Source organism: Salinicola sp. (assembly GCF_982684285.1).
Map to the genome: position 1 here is coordinate 1 of NZ_CEXLVS010000075.1, position 16,334 is coordinate 16,334.

Sequence of the window (16,334 nt, forward strand, 5' to 3'; positions counted from 1 at the left end):
GGATTCGCTGCATCAGGAACCCGAGAAGCCCGCCCCTCAGCCCGCTCCTCAGTCCGCCCCTCAGCCCGCCGCCGAGCGTGCAGCAGCCACGCCAGCGGCGACTCCGCAGGCCCAGGCCAATGGCGGCCTGATGCAGCTCTTCCGGGGTCTGTTCGGGCGCCGTCGTGCCGACGAGGAAGTGCCGGGATCCCACGATACCTCCGGCCAGCGCGATCAGGGCGGCCAGAGTGGCAACCGGTCTACGGGCGCTTCCCGCGGTAACGGCACGGGCAGCGGCTCGGCCAGCTCCCGCCCTTCCCGATCGACGGGCCAGAAGAGCGATCGCGACAGCAGCGGCAAACGCAGCGACAGTCAGTCCCGATCCAACGACGGCAACGCCCGTGGCGACAACAGCGTTCGTGGCGACAACAACAACACCCGTGGCGACAGCAACGCCCGTGGTGGCGATGGCAATCGCCAGGGCAACAACCGGCGCCGTCGCGGTCAGGACGATCGTCAGGGTGGAAACGACACCCGCAACGACAGTCGTCAGGGCCAGGGTCGTCAGCCGCGCCAGGACAACCGTCAGGAGGGTCGCGGCAAGGCCGACAAGATCGGCAACGAAGCCAAGGCCGATACCGCGAAGGCCGATACCGCAAAGGCCGATGGCACCAGCCCCTCCGGCAACGTCAAACCCCAGCGCACTGACAACCGCGACGCGTCGCCCGCGGCCAGCGGCACCAAGGAGACCGGGGAGAGCAAGCCGAAGCGAACACGCAACAATCCGCGTAACCGCTCGCGCAAGCACGCCCTGAATCCGGCGGCCGTCGAGGAGCAGCAGAAGCTGCAGGCGGCAGCGACGAACGATACCGGTGACAACGCGAAGCCGACGGAGTCTGTCGAGGCCGAATCCCTCCACAACCAGACGGCCTCTTCCGAGGGGCACGCCCCGGCGGCCGAGACCCAAGCCGTGAAGCGCGAAGGTCCTGGTGCCGAGCAGGTCGAGACGACCGCGACCACGAGCGAGCCGGAAGACTCCCGGTCCACGGCCAAGGCGTCCGAGACAGCCGAACCCGAAAAAGCGGCCTCCTCGCGGAAGCCGGAGCGGACCGCCAAGCCCACGCCCGAGCCGACGACGACAGAGAGCGCCTCCTCGCCCTCCGTCGCGGACGAGCATCACACGGCCGAGGCGCAACCCGAAGCATCGATCGAAGCGAGCCGGACGGCCACTTCAGCGGAGATCGGTTCGGAAACCGACCAGCGGACGAGCGACAGCAACGTCGCTGACAAGGCCGAATCCGCCGAACGGGCTGTCGAGGCGCCAGCGACTCCGGTATCCGCCGAGGACAGTGCGACCGACACCGCCAGATCGCCGGCAACGGCGAGGCCCTCGCCCAGCGATGTCGCTCCCCCTGCGACACACAGCGAAGAGACCTCGCAACCGGAGCGCGGTGAAGCGTCACCGGGTCACGAGTCGGCCGCCGATTCGACGGCTGCGACCGGGGAGAACCCCTCGTCGGCCGCCGCCGCCAAGCCGGACACGGACGAGACGGCAGACAAGCCTGTCGACGAAGTGACCAGGGTCGATGAGGCCGAGCCGGTGGCAAGCGCGCCGCGCGACACCGCACCGGCGACACCGGCATCCGAAGCGCCGGCAACGCCCGCTTCGTCGGATGATGAAGCCACGGCTCCGACCCAGGCGCAGGCGCACCACCAGGCCGGCGCTGCCGAAAGCGACGAGAGTCCGGCCGAAGCCGCGGAGAGCCCGGCGGCCAGCAGGACTGGCGACGAGGGCGAACCGCGACGACCGCGTCGTCGGCGCGCCCACAACGATCCGCGCGAGAAGCGTCGCCGCGAGACCGGCCAGAGCGACAGCTGAGTCGCCTCCAGCCACGAAAAAGCCCAGACGAAATGTCTGGGCTTTTTCATTGGCCGAACTTCCGGAATCGGTTCCAGCGCCCGAGCCGGCTCTCGCCACTCGACAGCGCTTTCACCGTTCAGGCGACGGCGGTCTGGATGCTGCGAGGCTCGCGCTCGAGCACCACCCCGAAAGTCGCGTGCACGGTGTCGACGATTTCCTCGGAGAACGACAACAGCTCTGCCAGCGTCCCCCCACCGAAATGAACCAGCACCAGGGCCTGGCGATCGTGTACGCCGAACGCGCCTTTGCGCAAGCCCCGCAGCCCGCACTGGTCGATCAACCAGCCGGCGGCCAGCTTCACCCGGCCATCCGGCTGCGGGTAGTGTGGCATCGTGGGCGCCTCCGACAGCAGCCCATCGGCCCTGGCCCGCGAGACCAGTGGATTCTTGAAGAAACTGCCGGCGTTGGGCGTGACGACGGGATCGGGTAGTTTCTCCCGGCGAATGGCGCAGACGGCCTCGAATATCGCCTGCGCGCTCGACGGATCGGAAACGCGCTCGCCCAGCGCACCGTAGTCCAGCCTGGGCGACGGTCGTGTGGAGAGGATCAGACCCAACCGGGTGATCACGACCTGATTGGCCAGTTCGCGCTTGAATACGCTGTCGCGATAGCCCAGTCCACAAGCCTCCCGGCTCAACCGGCGGGGCCGACCGTCTCTTCGGTCGACCAGCTCGACCCAATCCAGCACGTCGGCAATCTCGACACCATAGGCGCCAATATTCTGTATCGGGGCGGCACCGGCCAGTCCCGGAATCAAAGCGAGGTTCTCGATCCCCCACAGTTCGCGCTCCACGCAGCGTCGAACCAGCGCATGCCAATCGGCACCCGCGCCTACCTCGACGTGCACGGCGCCTTCTTCACCCGTCGCGAACGATACCTCAGCAAGATCCGCACGCAGCGTGAGGCCTCCGACCAGCGGCGGCAGCAACACGTTGCTCCCGCCGCCGAGAACCGTGATACCCCAGTCGTGTCGATTGGCCAGTTCCACCCCTCGGACGACGTCGCTCTCGCAACGGGAGAGCCAGAAACGCTCCGCCCGGCTCGGCAACGCCAGGGTGTTGGCGTGACTTAGATCGTGATCGACTTGCAATCCAGGGATCGCCTCCGCCATCAGGCGCCGCCCACACGCTGCCGAAGCGACGCCGTCAGCCCTTCGACGGCAAGCTCCAGTTGATCCAGAACATGGAGAAACCCCGCCTCGCCACCGAAATAGGGGTCCGGCACATCCGTCTCCGGCTGGTTGGCGTACTGGAGCAGGCGGGAGACCCGTGCACAGCTGTCTTCCGGCCGAAGCGCCAGCACGTGATCGAGGTTATCGGTGTCCATCACCAGGATTTCGTCGAACTGCGCGAAGTCCTCTCGCGTCAGCTGGCGTCCACGCAGGCCGCTCAGGTCGACCCCGCGCTCCGACGCGGCGCGGATGGCGCGAGGATCCGGGGCCTGGCCGACATGCCAGGCCCCGGTGCCGCACGAGTCCACCTCGACGTCATCGCCTATCCCCTCGTCCTGCAGACGCTTTCTGAGCATGCCCTCCGCCGTCGGCGAACGGCAGCTGTTGCCGCCATACGGGACGCGACTCACTCATGCCTTCTCCCGCTGAGAAAAATGCTGACGCACCCGCTCCAGATCTTCCAGGGTGTCGACGCCGCCAGGCAGGGACGACGAGACCGTTGCCACCTGAATGAGATGGCCGTGCTGCAGCGCCCGTAGTTGCTCGAGCTGCTCCAGTTGCTCCAGCGGCGCCGGTGGCCAGTTGACGTAATCGCTCAGGAAGCCGGCACGATAGGCGTAGAGGCCGACGTGGCGCAGCCAGGCATCCGTCTCGAGCAGTGTCGGCGGCTGGGTCTTCCAGGCATTGCGATCCCAGGGGATCGGCGCCCTGGAGAAATAGAGCGCCCGTCCGTTCAAGTCGGTCACGACCTTGACCACGTTGGGATTGAACAGCGTATCGACATCGTGAATCGGCTCGGCGAGCGTCGATACCGACGCCCGCTCATCGGCGGCGAGACGCTCCGCGACGAGATCGATCACCGCGGCGGGCAGCAGCGGCTCGTCGCCCTGGACGTTGACCACGATGGTCTCGTCCGGCAGCGCCAGCTTGGCGCCGACCTCGGCCAGACGGTCGGTGCCGGAGTGGTGATCGTCACGCGTCATGACCACTTCGGCGCCGAACCCCCGTGCCGCCTGCTCGATACGGGCATCATCGGTGGCGATCACGATCCGCGCAGCGCTGCTCTCCCTGGCCCGCAACCACACGTGCTGGACCATGGGCAGGCCATCGATCTCCATCAGGGGCTTGCCCGGGAGGCGGCTGGAGCCGAAGCGGGCCGGGATCACGACAACGAAATCGCTCATGACGTCGGGGCCGCCTTGCCGAGCTTTTCCTCGGTCGACATGACGCGCGCCTCGCTCTCCAGCATCACCGGGATCCCGTCCCGAACCGGATAGGCCAGTCCGCTGACCGAACTCTTGAGCTCCTGACGTTCGCGATCGAAGGTCAGCTCGCTATGGCTCACCGGACAGATCAACATCGTCATCAATTCCTTATCCATGATCATTCCTTATCGGAGATTCCGAGTACCTCGGCGTGTTCGCCAAACCGGCGCGCCGGGACATGCCACCATGATCGCGCCATCGTCGCCGATACGCCAGAGAGGAGCGAGCCGAATCCAGGGTCGGTTCACCCTGTACGCGCGGCCGCGACGGCGTATAGCGCGTACAGCCCGCTAGTCGCCCTTCCAACCCTCGACCCGGTCTGCCCACCAGGCGACGAAAGCCGGTTCCGGTATCGCCTCCACGTCCAGCGCCCAGCAGCGCTCGTCGACGAAATCCATGCATTTCACGGCATCCTTGGCCGTCATGACCACCACCGAGGCGTCCTTGGGCAGGTCGGCCGCCGAGAAGCGATGGTGGTCGCCGAAAGCGTGCTTCTCATGGGCGATCCCCAGGGCCTCCAGCGTGTCGAAAAACCGCTGCGGATGGCCGATACCCGCCAGCGCCGCCACCGACTCGGTCGGCGCGAACGGCGGACGCTCGACGGGATGACGCTCGCCGCTGGCCAGATGTCGCCATGACAAGGGAGCGAGCGTCAGCGAGAAACGGGGCGTCACGCCCTCTTCATCGCCGGCGGACGGGACATCCCCGCCGTTGCCGATCAGCGCATCGACGTCGCGCAGGCGCTGGAGGGGCTCCCGAAGCGGCCCCCGCGGCAGACAGTGCCGGTTTCCAAAGCCGCGCCTGGCATCGACGACGACCAGCTCCAGTGCGCGCCCCAGGGCGTAATGCTGGAGCCCGTCGTCGGCGACCACGATATCGCACTTGGCGTGTTCGATGAGCCAGCGCGCCGCTCGGGAGCGCTCGGGGTCAACCACCACAGGGACCCCGGTCTGCCGAGCGAGCATCAGCGGCTCGTCGCCGCTCTGCGCCACCGGCGTCTCCGCGGTCACCGCCAGCGGGTAGCGTTCGGACTTGCCGCCGTACCCCCTGGAGACGATGCCCGGCCGCCAGCCGTTGTCGCCCAGCCAGCGCACCAGCCAGGCGACCAGCGGGGACTTGCCGGTCCCGCCCACCGAGAGGTTGCCCACCACGACCACGGGCACCGGCGGCTGCCATACCGCCCGTCGCCCCGTCCGATAGGCTTCCCGCCGGCGCGCGACGACGGCGCGATAGAGCCACTCCAGCGGCGCCAGCAGGCCGAGCCAGGCCGAGTCGCGATACCAGGCACGCTCGAGTGGGGTCACGCCTCCTCCTGGAACTGGAGCTGGTACAGCGAGGCGTAGGCGCCGCCTTTCTCCAGCAGTTCGGCGTGAGTGCCGCTCTCGATCAGGCAGCCTTGATCCATGACGGCGATTCGATCGGCGCGCTCGATGGTGGACAGCCGATGGGCGATGACGAATGTGGTCCGCCCCTGGCAGACCACCTCCAGCGCGCGCTGGATATAGCGTTCGGACTCGGTGTCCAGCGCCGATGTCGCCTCGTCCAGTATCAGCACCGGCGCATCCTTGAAGATGGCCCGGGCGATGGCCAGACGTTGACGCTGGCCACCGGAGAGCATGACGCCGTTGTCGCCGACCAGGGTGTCGTAGCCCTTCGGCAACTGCTCGATGAATTCGTGGGCGTAGGCCGCCTTGGCCGCGGCCTCGATCTGCTCGCGACCGGCATCGGGCACGCCGTAGGCGATGTTGTCGGCGATCGTGGTGTTGAACAGCGTCACCTGCTGGGAGACCAGGGCGATCTGCTGACGCAGCGGCGACAGGCGATACTCCTGGATATCGACATCATCGATCAGGATGCGACCGCCGGTGGGTCGATAGAACCTTGGCAACAGTGACATCAGCGTCGACTTGCCGCTCCCGGAGCGTCCGACGATCGCGACCATCTGGCCGGCGGGCACCTCGAGATCGATGCCCTTGAGCACCTCTGGCTGATCTTCGTCATAGGCGAACCGTACCCCTTCGAAGCGAACGTCCCCACTGAGACGCCGCGGCATCCGTTCGCCCTCGTCGTGCTCCGTCGGACGGTTCAGCAGTCCGAACAGCTCCTGGGACGCCGACAAGCCCTTCTGGATGATGCTGTTGACGTCGGTCAGCGAGCGAATCGGCTTGGCCATCAGCGATGCTGCGGTGATGAAGGCGACGAATTCGCCCGGCGTCATGGCGTTCATCAACTCCGGCGCCATCGCCAGCCACACCAGCCCCGCCAGCGCCAGGGCCACCAGCAGCTGGATGACAGGCGTGCTGGTCGCCTTGGTCATCGCCTCCTTGATGCTCTGCTCGCGGTTATAGTTGCTGGCGGCCTCGAAGCGGCGCTTCTCGAACGCCTCCGCGCCGTGGGTGCGCACGACCCGATAGCCGGTCAGCGCCTCGGAAGCGACGTGGGTCACGTCCCCCATCGAGTTCTGGATACGCCGGGAAATCTTGCGGAAACGCTTGCTGGTGTAGCGCACCACCAGCCCGATCAACGGCGTCACGCACATGAAAATCAGCGTCAGCAGCCAGTTGGTCCAGAACAGATAGCCGATCAGGCCGATCACGAAAAGACCTTCCCGCAGGATGATCGTGATCGCATTGGTGGCGGCGCCTGTCACCTGCTCGACGTGATAGGTCACCCGGGAAATGAGATGGCCACTGGAGTGCATGTCGAAGAAACGGCCCGGCAGGTGCAGCATGTGGTTGAAGACGTTGCACCGCAGTCGGTGCACCACGTTGCGCGCCACGTTGCTCATGAAATAGGTACCGAGGAAGGTACCCACACCGCGGGAGGCGAACATGCCGATCACGAATAGCGGCAGAAAAAGGCGAAATGAGGCATCGGGGTTCTGTATGCCGTCGATCAGCCGCTTCATCATCTCCGCCAGGGCCGTGCTCGAGGCAGCGTAGATGACGTAGCCGACCACCGCCAGGGCGAACGATCGCCACTCTACGCGGACGTATTCTAGGAGGCGCCGATAGAGTGCCAAACTGGAAGCTTGCGACACGGTAACTCCGTTCGACTGGGAAAAGGTCTGGCCAGCGGCGCTGCGCGCGCCGATCGGCCAGGGCGCCGGGCGGGCGGGCGTCGACGAAGTCCCGCTCCGCCGTTGCGCACCCGCGGCGCCCATCAGGGGCTGGATTCTACCCCAACATCTCCGAGGTCGACAGCCGACCGCCGAGACCATCCCGGATGGCGCTGCGTGGAAACCTCGAGGCCGGATGGCGTCAACACCACACGCACCGCGCCATCATAGGCCGTGTTCCAGACCCGGCTCCCGACATCGACGAAGCGTTGCACGACCGCCGGCGCCGGGTGACCGAACGGATTGCCGCGCCCGCTGCTGAAGATCACCTCGAGCGGGCGTGTCGCCGCGACCAGGGTCGGCGAGGAGCTGGTGAGGCTGCCATGATGGCCGGCCACCAGCACGTCCAGGCGGCGGCCCCCCAGCGGGCCGCCCTGCAGCGACTTGACGAACTCACGCTCCCGCCCCGCCTCGGCGTCACCGGTAATCAGCACCCGGCGCGTGCCCAGCGTCACCAGCAGGACGCAGGAGCGGTCGTTGGCGTTGGTGGCGACATCGCCGGCCGGCGGAGAGAGAAACCGCCAGGCAGCCTCCCCGTCCCGCCAACCGCCACCGGCCTCGCAGGGACGCGATGGCAACGCCAGATCGTTGCCCCGAGGCGCCCACCAGCGCTCCACCCGATGATCCCGGCGCAGCGCGGCGATCCCTCCCGAGTGATCGCTATCGCTGTGGGTGTCGACCACATCGTCGAATCGCTGACCCGGCGGCCACAGCAGCGCCGCCGGCATGAACCCCGAACCGAACCGGGGGCCGGTATCGACCAGCACGCGTCGGTCCCGCGTCTCGAGCTCGACCAGTTGCCCCTGGCCGACATCGTAGACGGTGACCACCAGCTGGTTCCGCTCCAGGCCCGGCGCCCGCAGCAGCATGACGAGTACCAGTAGCGTGGGACAGGCCCACGCCCGCGTCGAGCGCTCCACGCCGGGTAACAGCCACAGCAGCCCCCACAGCACCAGGGCTGCCGCGATTGGCCAGCGCCACCAGGGCGCGGGGCTCCACAACGGCAGGCCGTCAGCGGCGCCGGCGAGCACGAAGGCCAGCACCGCCACCAGATGGTCGAAGGGCCACCAGACCCAGCTCGCCACCGCCGGCCAGCCGCTGAAAAGCCAGCCGACGAACCCGAGCGGAACCATCACGCTACCGACCAGCGGCACCGCGAACAGGTTGACCAGCGGCGCCAATGGCGACAGCCGTCCGAAGGCGAGAAGAACCGCTGCCGCCATGAAGGGAGCCAGCAACCACTGGCTGCGCAGCAGCGCGATCACCCACCCTCTCCAACCGGTGGGACGGGGGCGCCCCGACCACGCCATGATCAGGACGGCAACGGCCACGAAGGAGAGCCATAGACCCGGCCGCCAGGGCGCGAGGGGGTCGCAGATCACGATCAGCCCCAGTGCCAGCCACCAGGCCTGCCACCATCCCGGGGCGTGACGCCCGCTGGCCGCCCAGAGCCCGATCGCGGTCATGATGGCGGCCCGGGTGGCGGGAGGCTCGAAGCCGGCCAGACCGGCATAGGCGAACGCCGCCACCCCCGCCCCGATCCACGGCCAGACCGTCATCCGCCAGGACAGCGGCTGGAGCCAACGCGCCAGTCGCCGCAGCAGCCATAGCACGAGCGCCGCGACGAGGCCGACATGCAGGCCCGAGATCACCATCAGGTGAGTCGTGCCCGTGGCATTCAGCAACTGCCAGTCCTCATCGTCGAGCCGGTCCCCCGCGCCGAGCGTCAATGCCGCCAGCCAGCGCTTGCCTCTGGCCGACAGCGCCATCTCCTCCAACTGGCCGAGCGCCACCCGACGCACGGAGAAAGCGGCCCCGGCGAGGCGCCGTGGCGATTCGTCGCGAACGTAGCCGAGCGCCTGAATACCCTCCCGCCAGAGCCAGGCGCCGTAATCGAAGGTATCCGGGTTGGCAAACCCCAGCGGCTCGCGCAGGCGGGTAACGAACGACCAGCGCTCCCCCGGCTGCAGCTCGGGTGCGCCGTACCAGGACAACCTGACACGCGTGACCGCGGGACAGGTGTCGTCCGGGTCGTCGGGTCGGCAGGCGTCGATGTCGAAGAGAAAACGGGAGCGGCGCTGGTCGGCATCCAGAGACAGGATGCGGCCGGAGAGCACGAATTCGTGCCCCGCCAGGGCCGGGGGCAGCACGCCGTGGCGCTGCTGACCGACATCATGGGCACAAGCCAGGAACGCCAGCGTCGCCAGCCCTCCCCACAGCGACCGTTTCCAGAGCGCCAGCAGCAGACCGACTGCCGCGACGGCCCACGGCACACCCCAGAGCGACGCTTCAGCGCCGCCGACGCGATAACCGACGACAGCGCCAGCGATCGCGGCCAGGGCCAACGGCATGGCCCAGCCGACACGACGGGCCCGCACCCAGGCCCATCTCCCCGCCTCAAGGGTCGGCAAGGCCAAGGCTTCTCGATGGAGGACTTAACATGGCGGGCCCTTGGGGTTGTATGGATAATGGGCCTTCTTCGTCCAGCGAGCGGCCTCATGTCTCGTCGCTGGTTACAACGCTACATCCCCAGCCAGGAGAGGCTGCAGCGCACTCGTTCGTTGCGATTCATGCATCACATGCTGGGCGATCCGGCGATGTGGGTGCTCTCTCGCCGTAGTGTCGCCAACGCCTGTATGGTCGGCCTGTTCGCGGCAATGTTGCCCATCCCCGGCCAGATGCTGCTGGCGGCTTTCGGCGCCTACTGCCTGCGCGCCAACCTGCCGCTCTCCGTCAGCCTCGTCTGGCTGACCAACCCGCTGACGATGCCGGTGGTCTTCTACTTCAACTATCGGGTCGGCGCCTGGGTCATGAACTACCCCGCGCGCCAGGTGCCGGATCACATCACCACCATGTGGATCGCCGAGCAAATGGCTCACATCGTCCTGCCACTGGCGGTCGGTTCGGTCATCGTCGGCGTGATACTGGCCATCGCCAGCAACGTCCTGGTGCGATTGGTCTGGCGATTCCAGATCTACCGTAGCTGGCGAAGACGCGCCAGACGGCGCCAGCGCCGGCAGCGGCAGTGAACCCCGCCTCGCCGGCTCCATCGATGCCATCCCCTCCGAGCGCACGCGCACAAAAAAGCCGCCCTGGAATATTGATCGTCCAGGGCGGCATCAGCTTTAGCCGGCGATGTCAGACGGCGGTCAACTGGCCTCTGTCCAGGCGCATCGTACGATCCTGGTGTGCCGCCAGTGACAGGTCGTGCGTCACCACCACGAATGCGCAGTCGGTGGTCGCCGCCAGCTCGTCCATCATGGCAAGGATATTGGCCGCCGTGTCCTGATCCAGGTTTCCGGTGGGCTCGTCCATCAGCACCAGGCTGGGATCGGTGACCAGCGCCCTGGCGATGGCCACACGCTGGCGCTCCCCCCCCGACAGCTCGCCCGGCTTGTGCGCGCCCCGCGGGGCCATTCCGACGCGATCCAGCAGTCTCTGCGCCTTGTCGACCGCAACCTTGCGCGCCTGCCCCCGGATGATCAGCGGCAGCGCGACGTTCTCCGCCGCGGTGAACTCCGCCAGCAGGTGGTGGAACTGGTAGACGAAGCCGATATAGCGGTTGCGGAAACTGCCCAGCGCCGCCTCGCCCAGACCCGCCAGCGACTGGCCGCCAATGATGACCTCGCCGCCGGTGGGCCGGTCGAGGCCACCTAGCAGGTTGAGTAGCGTGGTCTTGCCGGAGCCGGAACTGCCGACGACGGCCACCCGCTCGCCTGCCCGCACCTGCAGGTCCAGGCGATCCAGAACCGTGAGATCCTGCGGGCCTTCGCTGTAGGTCCGCGTGAGCTGGCGGCAGTCGAGCATGATGTTGTCTCCGCTGACGGATGATGATCGAGAGTTGGACTCACTCATAGCGCAACACCTCCGCAGGCTGGATACGCGCCGCGCGCCAGGCCGGATAGAGCGTCGACAGGAAGGTCAGCCCGAAGGCGCTGGAGACGATCACGCCCAGGTCGCTCATCTCGAGCCGCGACGGCAGATAGCTGATGAAATAGACGTTGGGATCGAGGAACTGGATACCGGTCGCCGCCTGGAACCAAGCGATGATGTCGGAGACCGTCAGCGCCAGGATCACCCCGGCGATGACGCCGATCACGATACCGATGACACCGATCGCCAGCCCCTGCACCACGAAGATTCCCATGATCGATTTCGGCTTGGCCCCGATCGTGCGCAGGATGGCGATATCCGCGTGCTTGTCGGTGACCACCATGACCAGCGTCGAGACGATGTTGAAGGCCGCCACCGCGACGATCACCATCAGCAGCAGGCCGATCATGTGCTTCTCCATCTGGATCGCCTGGAACAGGTTGCCGTGGGTGTACGTCCAGTCCATGCCCCGGTACCCGGCCCCCAGGTTCGAGACGATGTCCCGGGTCACCGGCCCGGCCTTGAACAGGTCGTCGAGCTCCAGGCGCAGGCCATCGACCTTGTCGCCGAGACGGGCGAGCGTCTGCATGTCCTCGATGTTGGCATAGGCCAGGTTGGCATCCAGATCGGCCCCGACCTTGAAGATGCCACTGACGGTGAAGCGCTTCAGCCGTGGGAAGACGCCGCCCGGCGTGATGGAGGCTTCCGGCACCAGCAGCGTCACGCGATCACCGACGCCGACGCCGAGATTGCGCGCCAGCAGCGAGCCCAGCACCACGTGCCAGCTTCCCGGAGAGAGGTCGTCGAGCGAACCGGCCTGCATGTGCTGGTCGATGATCGAGACGTGGCGCTCGTAGTCCGGCTGTACCCCGGTGACCATCGCCCCCTGGGTGCGCCCGCTGGCGGAGAACATGCCCTGCTGCTGCACATAGGGTGCCGAGGCGACCACATCCTTGTGCTGATCGACTTTCTCGGCCAGCGCCTTCCAGTCCTGCATGCCGCCCTGCTGTTCGATGCGGGTGTGCGGCACCATGCCCAGCACGCGCGTGCGCAGCTCGTGGTCGAAGCCGTTCATGACCGACAGCACCAGGATCAGGACGGCGACCCCCAGGGCCAGGCCGAGCATCGAAGTGAGCGAGATGAAGGATATGAAATGATTACGTCGTTTGGCCCGGACGTATCTCAGGCCCACCAGAAAGGGTAAACGGTCGAGCATCGGGTTGGTTCCTTGTCAGCAGCGGCTCATGTTACGGGTTTTGGCGGTTCCCGAAAACGCCAGTTTGACGAGCGGTTTGCCGCTTGCCACGCGCGCGCCTGGAGCTACACTGACGCCCTATCGATAGATGGCGCGATAAATGGCGGCGGATGAATCGCGCGACGGCGACGCGAACGACGAATTCCAGCTTGCATCGCCACGATCAGGCCCTAGAATGCCGCGTCCTCGACATCGGCCCTGACGCACATCGGCCCTTATGCGCAATGGAGACACCATGACCCTGCGTCTGTTCCCCGAATGGCATCCGCAGGACGCCATTCAACTGACCTGGCCAACGCCGACCAGTGACTGGGCGCCGCTGCTCGGGCAGATCGAGGCGACGATGGAAGCGATGGTCGTGGCCATCACCCGCTACCAGCCGGTACTGATCGTCGTCCACGACGATCGCCAGCTGGCTCGGCTGGGCGCCCGATTCACGTCGCTAGGGGTCGATGCCTCCCTTTACCATCTCGCGGTGGCGCCCAGCGACGACACATGGGCCCGTGACCACGGCCCGATCGCCGTCGAGCGCAATGGCCGTATCGAGCTCCTGGATTACGTGTTCACTGGCTGGGGTGGCAAGTTCGCCGCGGCGCGGGACGACGCACTGACCCGGTCGCTGGCCTCTCAGGGCGTATTCGCAACGCCGGTGGTATCGCAGGCATTGGTCCTCGAGGGCGGCGCCATCGACACCGATGGTGAAGGCACCCTGCTGACGACTCGCGCCTGCCTGCTCAACCCCAATCGCAACCCGGACCTGGATCGCGACGCGATCGAAAACCAGCTTGCGGAACAGCTCGGCGTTTCACGCGTGCTGTGGCTCGAGCACGGCCATCTCGAGGGGGACGATACCGACAGCCATGTCGATACGCTGGCACGTTTCTGCGATCCTGCGACCATCACCTATGTGCGCTGCGACGATCCGAAAGATGCGCACTTTGACGCGTTGGCAGCCATGGAAAAAGAACTCAAGGCACTGCGGCGCGAGGATGGCTCGCCCTATCGTCTGCTGCCGCTACCCTGGCCCAAGCCATGCTTCGACCCGGAAGATGGGCATCGCCTGCCGGCGACTTATGCCAACTTCCTGATCATCAACGGCGCGGTGCTGGTTCCGACCTACGGTGACGCTGCCGATTACCGCGCGCTCAAGGTGCTCGACGAGGCCTTCCCCGGTCGCGATGTGGTGCCGATCGACTGCCGTGCCGTCATTCGTCAGCATGGCAGTCTGCACTGCCTGACCATGCAGCTGCCGCGCGGATCGCTCGACCCCGCGCTCTTCCAACGGTAAGGAGAGACGATGTCCAAGACGCTCAGAATCGGTCTGGTGCAACAGCAGGCCTGGCCGGAAAAACAGCGCAGCCTCGAAGCGAGCGAAGCCGGCATTCGCGAGCTCGCCGCCCAGGGCGCCGAACTGGTGCTATTGCAGGAACTGCACGCGACCCACTATTTCTGCCAGTGCGAAGACACCGATCTTTTCGATCTCGCCGAGCCGCTGGACGGCCCCACCGGACAGAAGCTGGCCGAACTCGCCCGCGAGCTCGACATCGTCATCGTCGGCTCGATCTTCGAGCGTCGCGCTGCCGGCCTCTATCACAACACCGCCATCGTGCTGGATCGCGCCCGAGGCCGCGTCGGGCATTATCGCAAGATGCACATTCCCGACGACCCCGGCTTCTACGAGAAGTTCTACTTCACACCGGGCGACGAGGATGCCGATCAGGGATTCGAACCGATCGATACCTCGGTCGGTCGTCTCGGCGTGCTGGTGTGCTGGGATCAGTGGTATCCGGAAGCGGCTCGCTTGATGGCACTGGCGGGTGCCGAACTATTGCTGTATCCCACCGCGATCGGGTGGACCCCATCCGACGACACCGCGGAGAAGCAGCGCCAGAAGGACGCCTGGACGCTGATTCAGCGGTCGCACGGCGTGGCCAACGGCCTGCCGGTGCTCGTCGCCAACCGGGTGGGCCATGAACCCGATCTGTCGCAGGTCGGCGAGGGCATCGATTTCTGGGGTGGCAGTTTCGTCTGTGGTCCGCAGGGGGAGTTTCTGGCCCAGGCGGGCGAACAGAGCGAGAACCTGCTGGTCGAGGTGGATCTGCTGCGCAGCGAGGACGTTCGCCGGATCTGGCCCTACCTGCGCGACCGTCGCGTTGACGCCTACGGCGATCTGACCCGCCGCTATCGCGCCCGCTGAGCGGGTTTCGTCGAATCGCTGCCGCCAACGGCGGCAGCGGCAAATGCCGCCCGCGTCCGGCATGACACTGCCACACCCCTTTCCTGCAGGCTGTTACAATAGCTAAGATAACGGTATAAACCGAAATCCACTCCTCGGGGCCATCCATGGAACTGCAGTATCGCTTGCTGGCCGAGCTGGAATCCGACTTCGACCACCTGATCGATGCGGTCGAGCATCTGGCGACGGCCTACGCCGACGACCCCACCCCCGCCGGGGCACTGGGCGATTCGATCGGCGACACCAGTTGGCTCCGTCGCGCCCTGACCGACTTCTGGTACCAGGACGGACAGGATGGTCGCGAAACGCGCAACTATATCGGCGTGATCGTCGCCGGGCCGTCAATCATGGAGGCCGTCGAAGCGGTCAACCGCGTCAAGGCACGATTTGCCGCGACCCTGAAACGCATTCGTCACTCCGCCCCGAAACTGATCCCCGAGATCAAGGCCGTCCTGCCCTTCAGACACCCGGTGCTGCACGACCACCTCCGGGGCCAGGGGTTGGCCCGCCTGCATCTCAAGCAGTGCTGGCGCCAGCTTCCGATCGCCGACGCGCCGCTCTCGCGAATCAGGCTTGCCTGGTACACCAGCGGACGCTCGATCAAGCGCCTCAGCGTTGCCGATGCCGAGGCCCGGTTGAAGCAGATGGATCTGTCTGCGTCGCACATCCAGATCCAACTGCGCAAGCTCGCCGACATCCCCAGCGACGAACCCCTGGCGCAGATCCAGCAGCAGGCGCCGGTGATGCGAGCCAACCTGTTCTTCCGCGAGGCGCTGGAGGATGGGCGAATGCGTCGGGCCATGAACCTGCCGCTGCCGCTTTTCATACCCGACCCGGCGCTGAAGCTCCCGCATCTCAACGATCCACCGGCACGTCCGCCGAAGACGCGAACCCGTGCCCGCCGGTCAGATCAGCGTCTGGAGGACGACGTCTTTCTGAAGAGCCTGCGTATCTATCGCTATCGCAACCCAGCCCTGCAGATCGCTCTCGAACGTCAGAAACAGCAGGAGAAGCCTTGATTCGGCCCGCCCTGAGCCACGCTTGGCACGCCCGGCGTGGGCCGGGCACGCTGGCTGGCCAGCTTCAGAACAGCCGGTTCAGACCGTTCTGGGCCGCGATGCGATAGGCCTCGGCCATGGTGGGATAGTTGAAAGTGGTATTGATGAAGTAGCGCAGCGTGTTCGCCTCGCCCTTCTGCTGCATGATGGCCTGGCCGATATGCACGATCTCCGACGCCTGGTCGCCGAAGCAGTGAATCCCCAGGATCTCCAGCGTCTCGCGGTGGAACAGGATCTTGAGCATGCCGGCGGTGTCACCGGTGATCTGCGCGCGGGCGGTATCCTTGAAGAACGCCTGGGCCACTTCGTAGGGCACCTTGGCTTCGGTCAGTTCCCGCTCGGTCTTGCCCACCGAACTGATCTCGGGAATCGTGTAGATCCCGGTGGGAATGTCGTCGACGAAGCGAAAATCCTCGCCGAGGAACTCGTCGCTGGCTCTGCGACCCTGGTCGTGGGCC

At 66.4% G+C, this 16,334-nt stretch carries 13 protein-coding genes and 2 pseudogenes; 5 read left to right on the top strand and 10 right to left on the bottom strand.

Features of this window, described 5'->3' with window-relative positions; translation table 11 throughout:
• Positions 1–1,858 (top strand): annotated as a pseudogene (locus AC3AYF_RS08605) (hypothetical protein); the annotation flags it as partial.
• Between the two features lie 118 nt (positions 1,859–1,976).
• Here the strand turns inward: AC3AYF_RS08605 and murB are convergent.
• The 7 genes from murB to AC3AYF_RS08640 form a co-directional block, all read right to left on the bottom strand.
• The gene (murB, locus tag AC3AYF_RS08610; RefSeq protein WP_487779624.1) at positions 1,977–2,990 is read right to left on the bottom strand and encodes a UDP-N-acetylmuramate dehydrogenase; all 1,014 of its coding nucleotides are present in this window, start codon (positions 2,988–2,990) and stop codon (positions 1,977–1,979) included.
• A 20-nt stretch (positions 2,991–3,010) separates the two neighbouring features.
• Positions 3,011–3,481, bottom strand: a complete 471-nt coding sequence (locus AC3AYF_RS08615) for a low molecular weight protein-tyrosine-phosphatase (RefSeq protein WP_487779625.1) — start codon at positions 3,479–3,481, stop codon at positions 3,011–3,013.
• The gene (gene kdsB, locus AC3AYF_RS08620; protein WP_295036089.1) at positions 3,482–4,255 is read right to left on the bottom strand and encodes a 3-deoxy-manno-octulosonate cytidylyltransferase; all 774 of its coding nucleotides are present in this window, start codon (positions 4,253–4,255) and stop codon (positions 3,482–3,484) included.
• Positions 4,252–4,452 carry a Trm112 family protein gene (locus tag AC3AYF_RS08625; RefSeq protein WP_187775931.1) on the bottom strand — a complete coding sequence of 67 codons (201 nt, stop codon included), beginning with the start codon at positions 4,450–4,452 and terminating at the stop codon, positions 4,252–4,254. The genes kdsB and AC3AYF_RS08625 overlap by 4 nt, the downstream gene beginning before the upstream one ends.
• A gap of 174 nt (positions 4,453–4,626) precedes the next feature.
• Positions 4,627–5,640 carry a tetraacyldisaccharide 4'-kinase gene (gene lpxK, locus AC3AYF_RS08630; RefSeq protein ID WP_149434703.1) on the bottom strand — a complete coding sequence of 338 codons (1,014 nt, stop codon included), beginning with the start codon at positions 5,638–5,640 and terminating at the stop codon, positions 4,627–4,629.
• On the bottom strand, positions 5,637–7,376 hold the full coding sequence (msbA, locus tag AC3AYF_RS08635; protein ID WP_295036088.1) for a lipid A export permease/ATP-binding protein MsbA: 1,740 nt from the start codon (positions 7,374–7,376) through the stop codon (positions 5,637–5,639). Before msbA ends, lpxK begins: the two co-directional genes overlap by 4 nt.
• Positions 7,377–7,498: 122 nt before the next feature.
• A complete protein-coding gene (locus tag AC3AYF_RS08640; protein ID WP_487779626.1) occupies positions 7,499–9,871 on the bottom strand; it encodes a DNA internalization-related competence protein ComEC/Rec2 in 2,373 nt (790 codons plus the stop codon).
• Positions 9,872–9,952: 81 nt separating this feature from the next.
• Here AC3AYF_RS08640 and AC3AYF_RS08645 point away from each other — a divergent pair, with 81 nt between their 5' ends.
• Positions 9,953–10,483 carry a DUF2062 domain-containing protein gene (locus tag AC3AYF_RS08645; protein ID WP_295036086.1) on the top strand — a complete coding sequence of 177 codons (531 nt, stop codon included), beginning with the start codon at positions 9,953–9,955 and terminating at the stop codon, positions 10,481–10,483.
• Between the two features lie 109 nt (positions 10,484–10,592).
• On the opposite strand, the gene AC3AYF_RS08650 is transcribed toward AC3AYF_RS08645, so the two are convergent.
• The gene (locus AC3AYF_RS08650; protein WP_295036085.1) at positions 10,593–11,309 is read right to left on the bottom strand and encodes an ABC transporter ATP-binding protein; all 717 of its coding nucleotides are present in this window, start codon (positions 11,307–11,309) and stop codon (positions 10,593–10,595) included.
• On the bottom strand, positions 11,302–12,543 hold the full coding sequence (locus tag AC3AYF_RS08655; protein WP_295036084.1) for a lipoprotein-releasing ABC transporter permease subunit: 1,242 nt from the start codon (positions 12,541–12,543) through the stop codon (positions 11,302–11,304). Before AC3AYF_RS08655 ends, AC3AYF_RS08650 begins: the two co-directional genes overlap by 8 nt.
• A 274-nt stretch (positions 12,544–12,817) precedes the next feature.
• Here AC3AYF_RS08655 and AC3AYF_RS08660 point away from each other — a divergent pair, with 274 nt between their 5' ends.
• From AC3AYF_RS08660 to AC3AYF_RS08670, 3 genes are all read left to right on the top strand, one after another.
• Positions 12,818–13,870: an agmatine deiminase family protein gene (locus tag AC3AYF_RS08660; RefSeq protein WP_295036083.1), complete on the top strand. Its 1,053-nt coding sequence runs from the start codon at positions 12,818–12,820 to the stop codon at positions 13,868–13,870.
• Between the two features lie 9 nt (positions 13,871–13,879).
• Positions 13,880–14,779 (top strand): carbon-nitrogen hydrolase, encoded by a 900-nt coding sequence (locus tag AC3AYF_RS08665; RefSeq protein ID WP_295036082.1) that lies wholly within the window; start codon positions 13,880–13,882, stop codon positions 14,777–14,779.
• Between the two features lie 146 nt (positions 14,780–14,925).
• Positions 14,926–15,837, top strand: coding sequence for a DNA replication terminus site-binding protein (locus tag AC3AYF_RS08670; protein ID WP_295036081.1), 912 nt, complete (start codon positions 14,926–14,928; stop codon positions 15,835–15,837).
• A 64-nt stretch (positions 15,838–15,901) separates the two neighbouring features.
• Here AC3AYF_RS08670 and AC3AYF_RS08675 read toward each other — a convergent pair.
• A pseudogene (locus tag AC3AYF_RS08675) lies at positions 15,902–16,334 on the bottom strand (Si-specific NAD(P)(+) transhydrogenase); the annotation flags it as partial.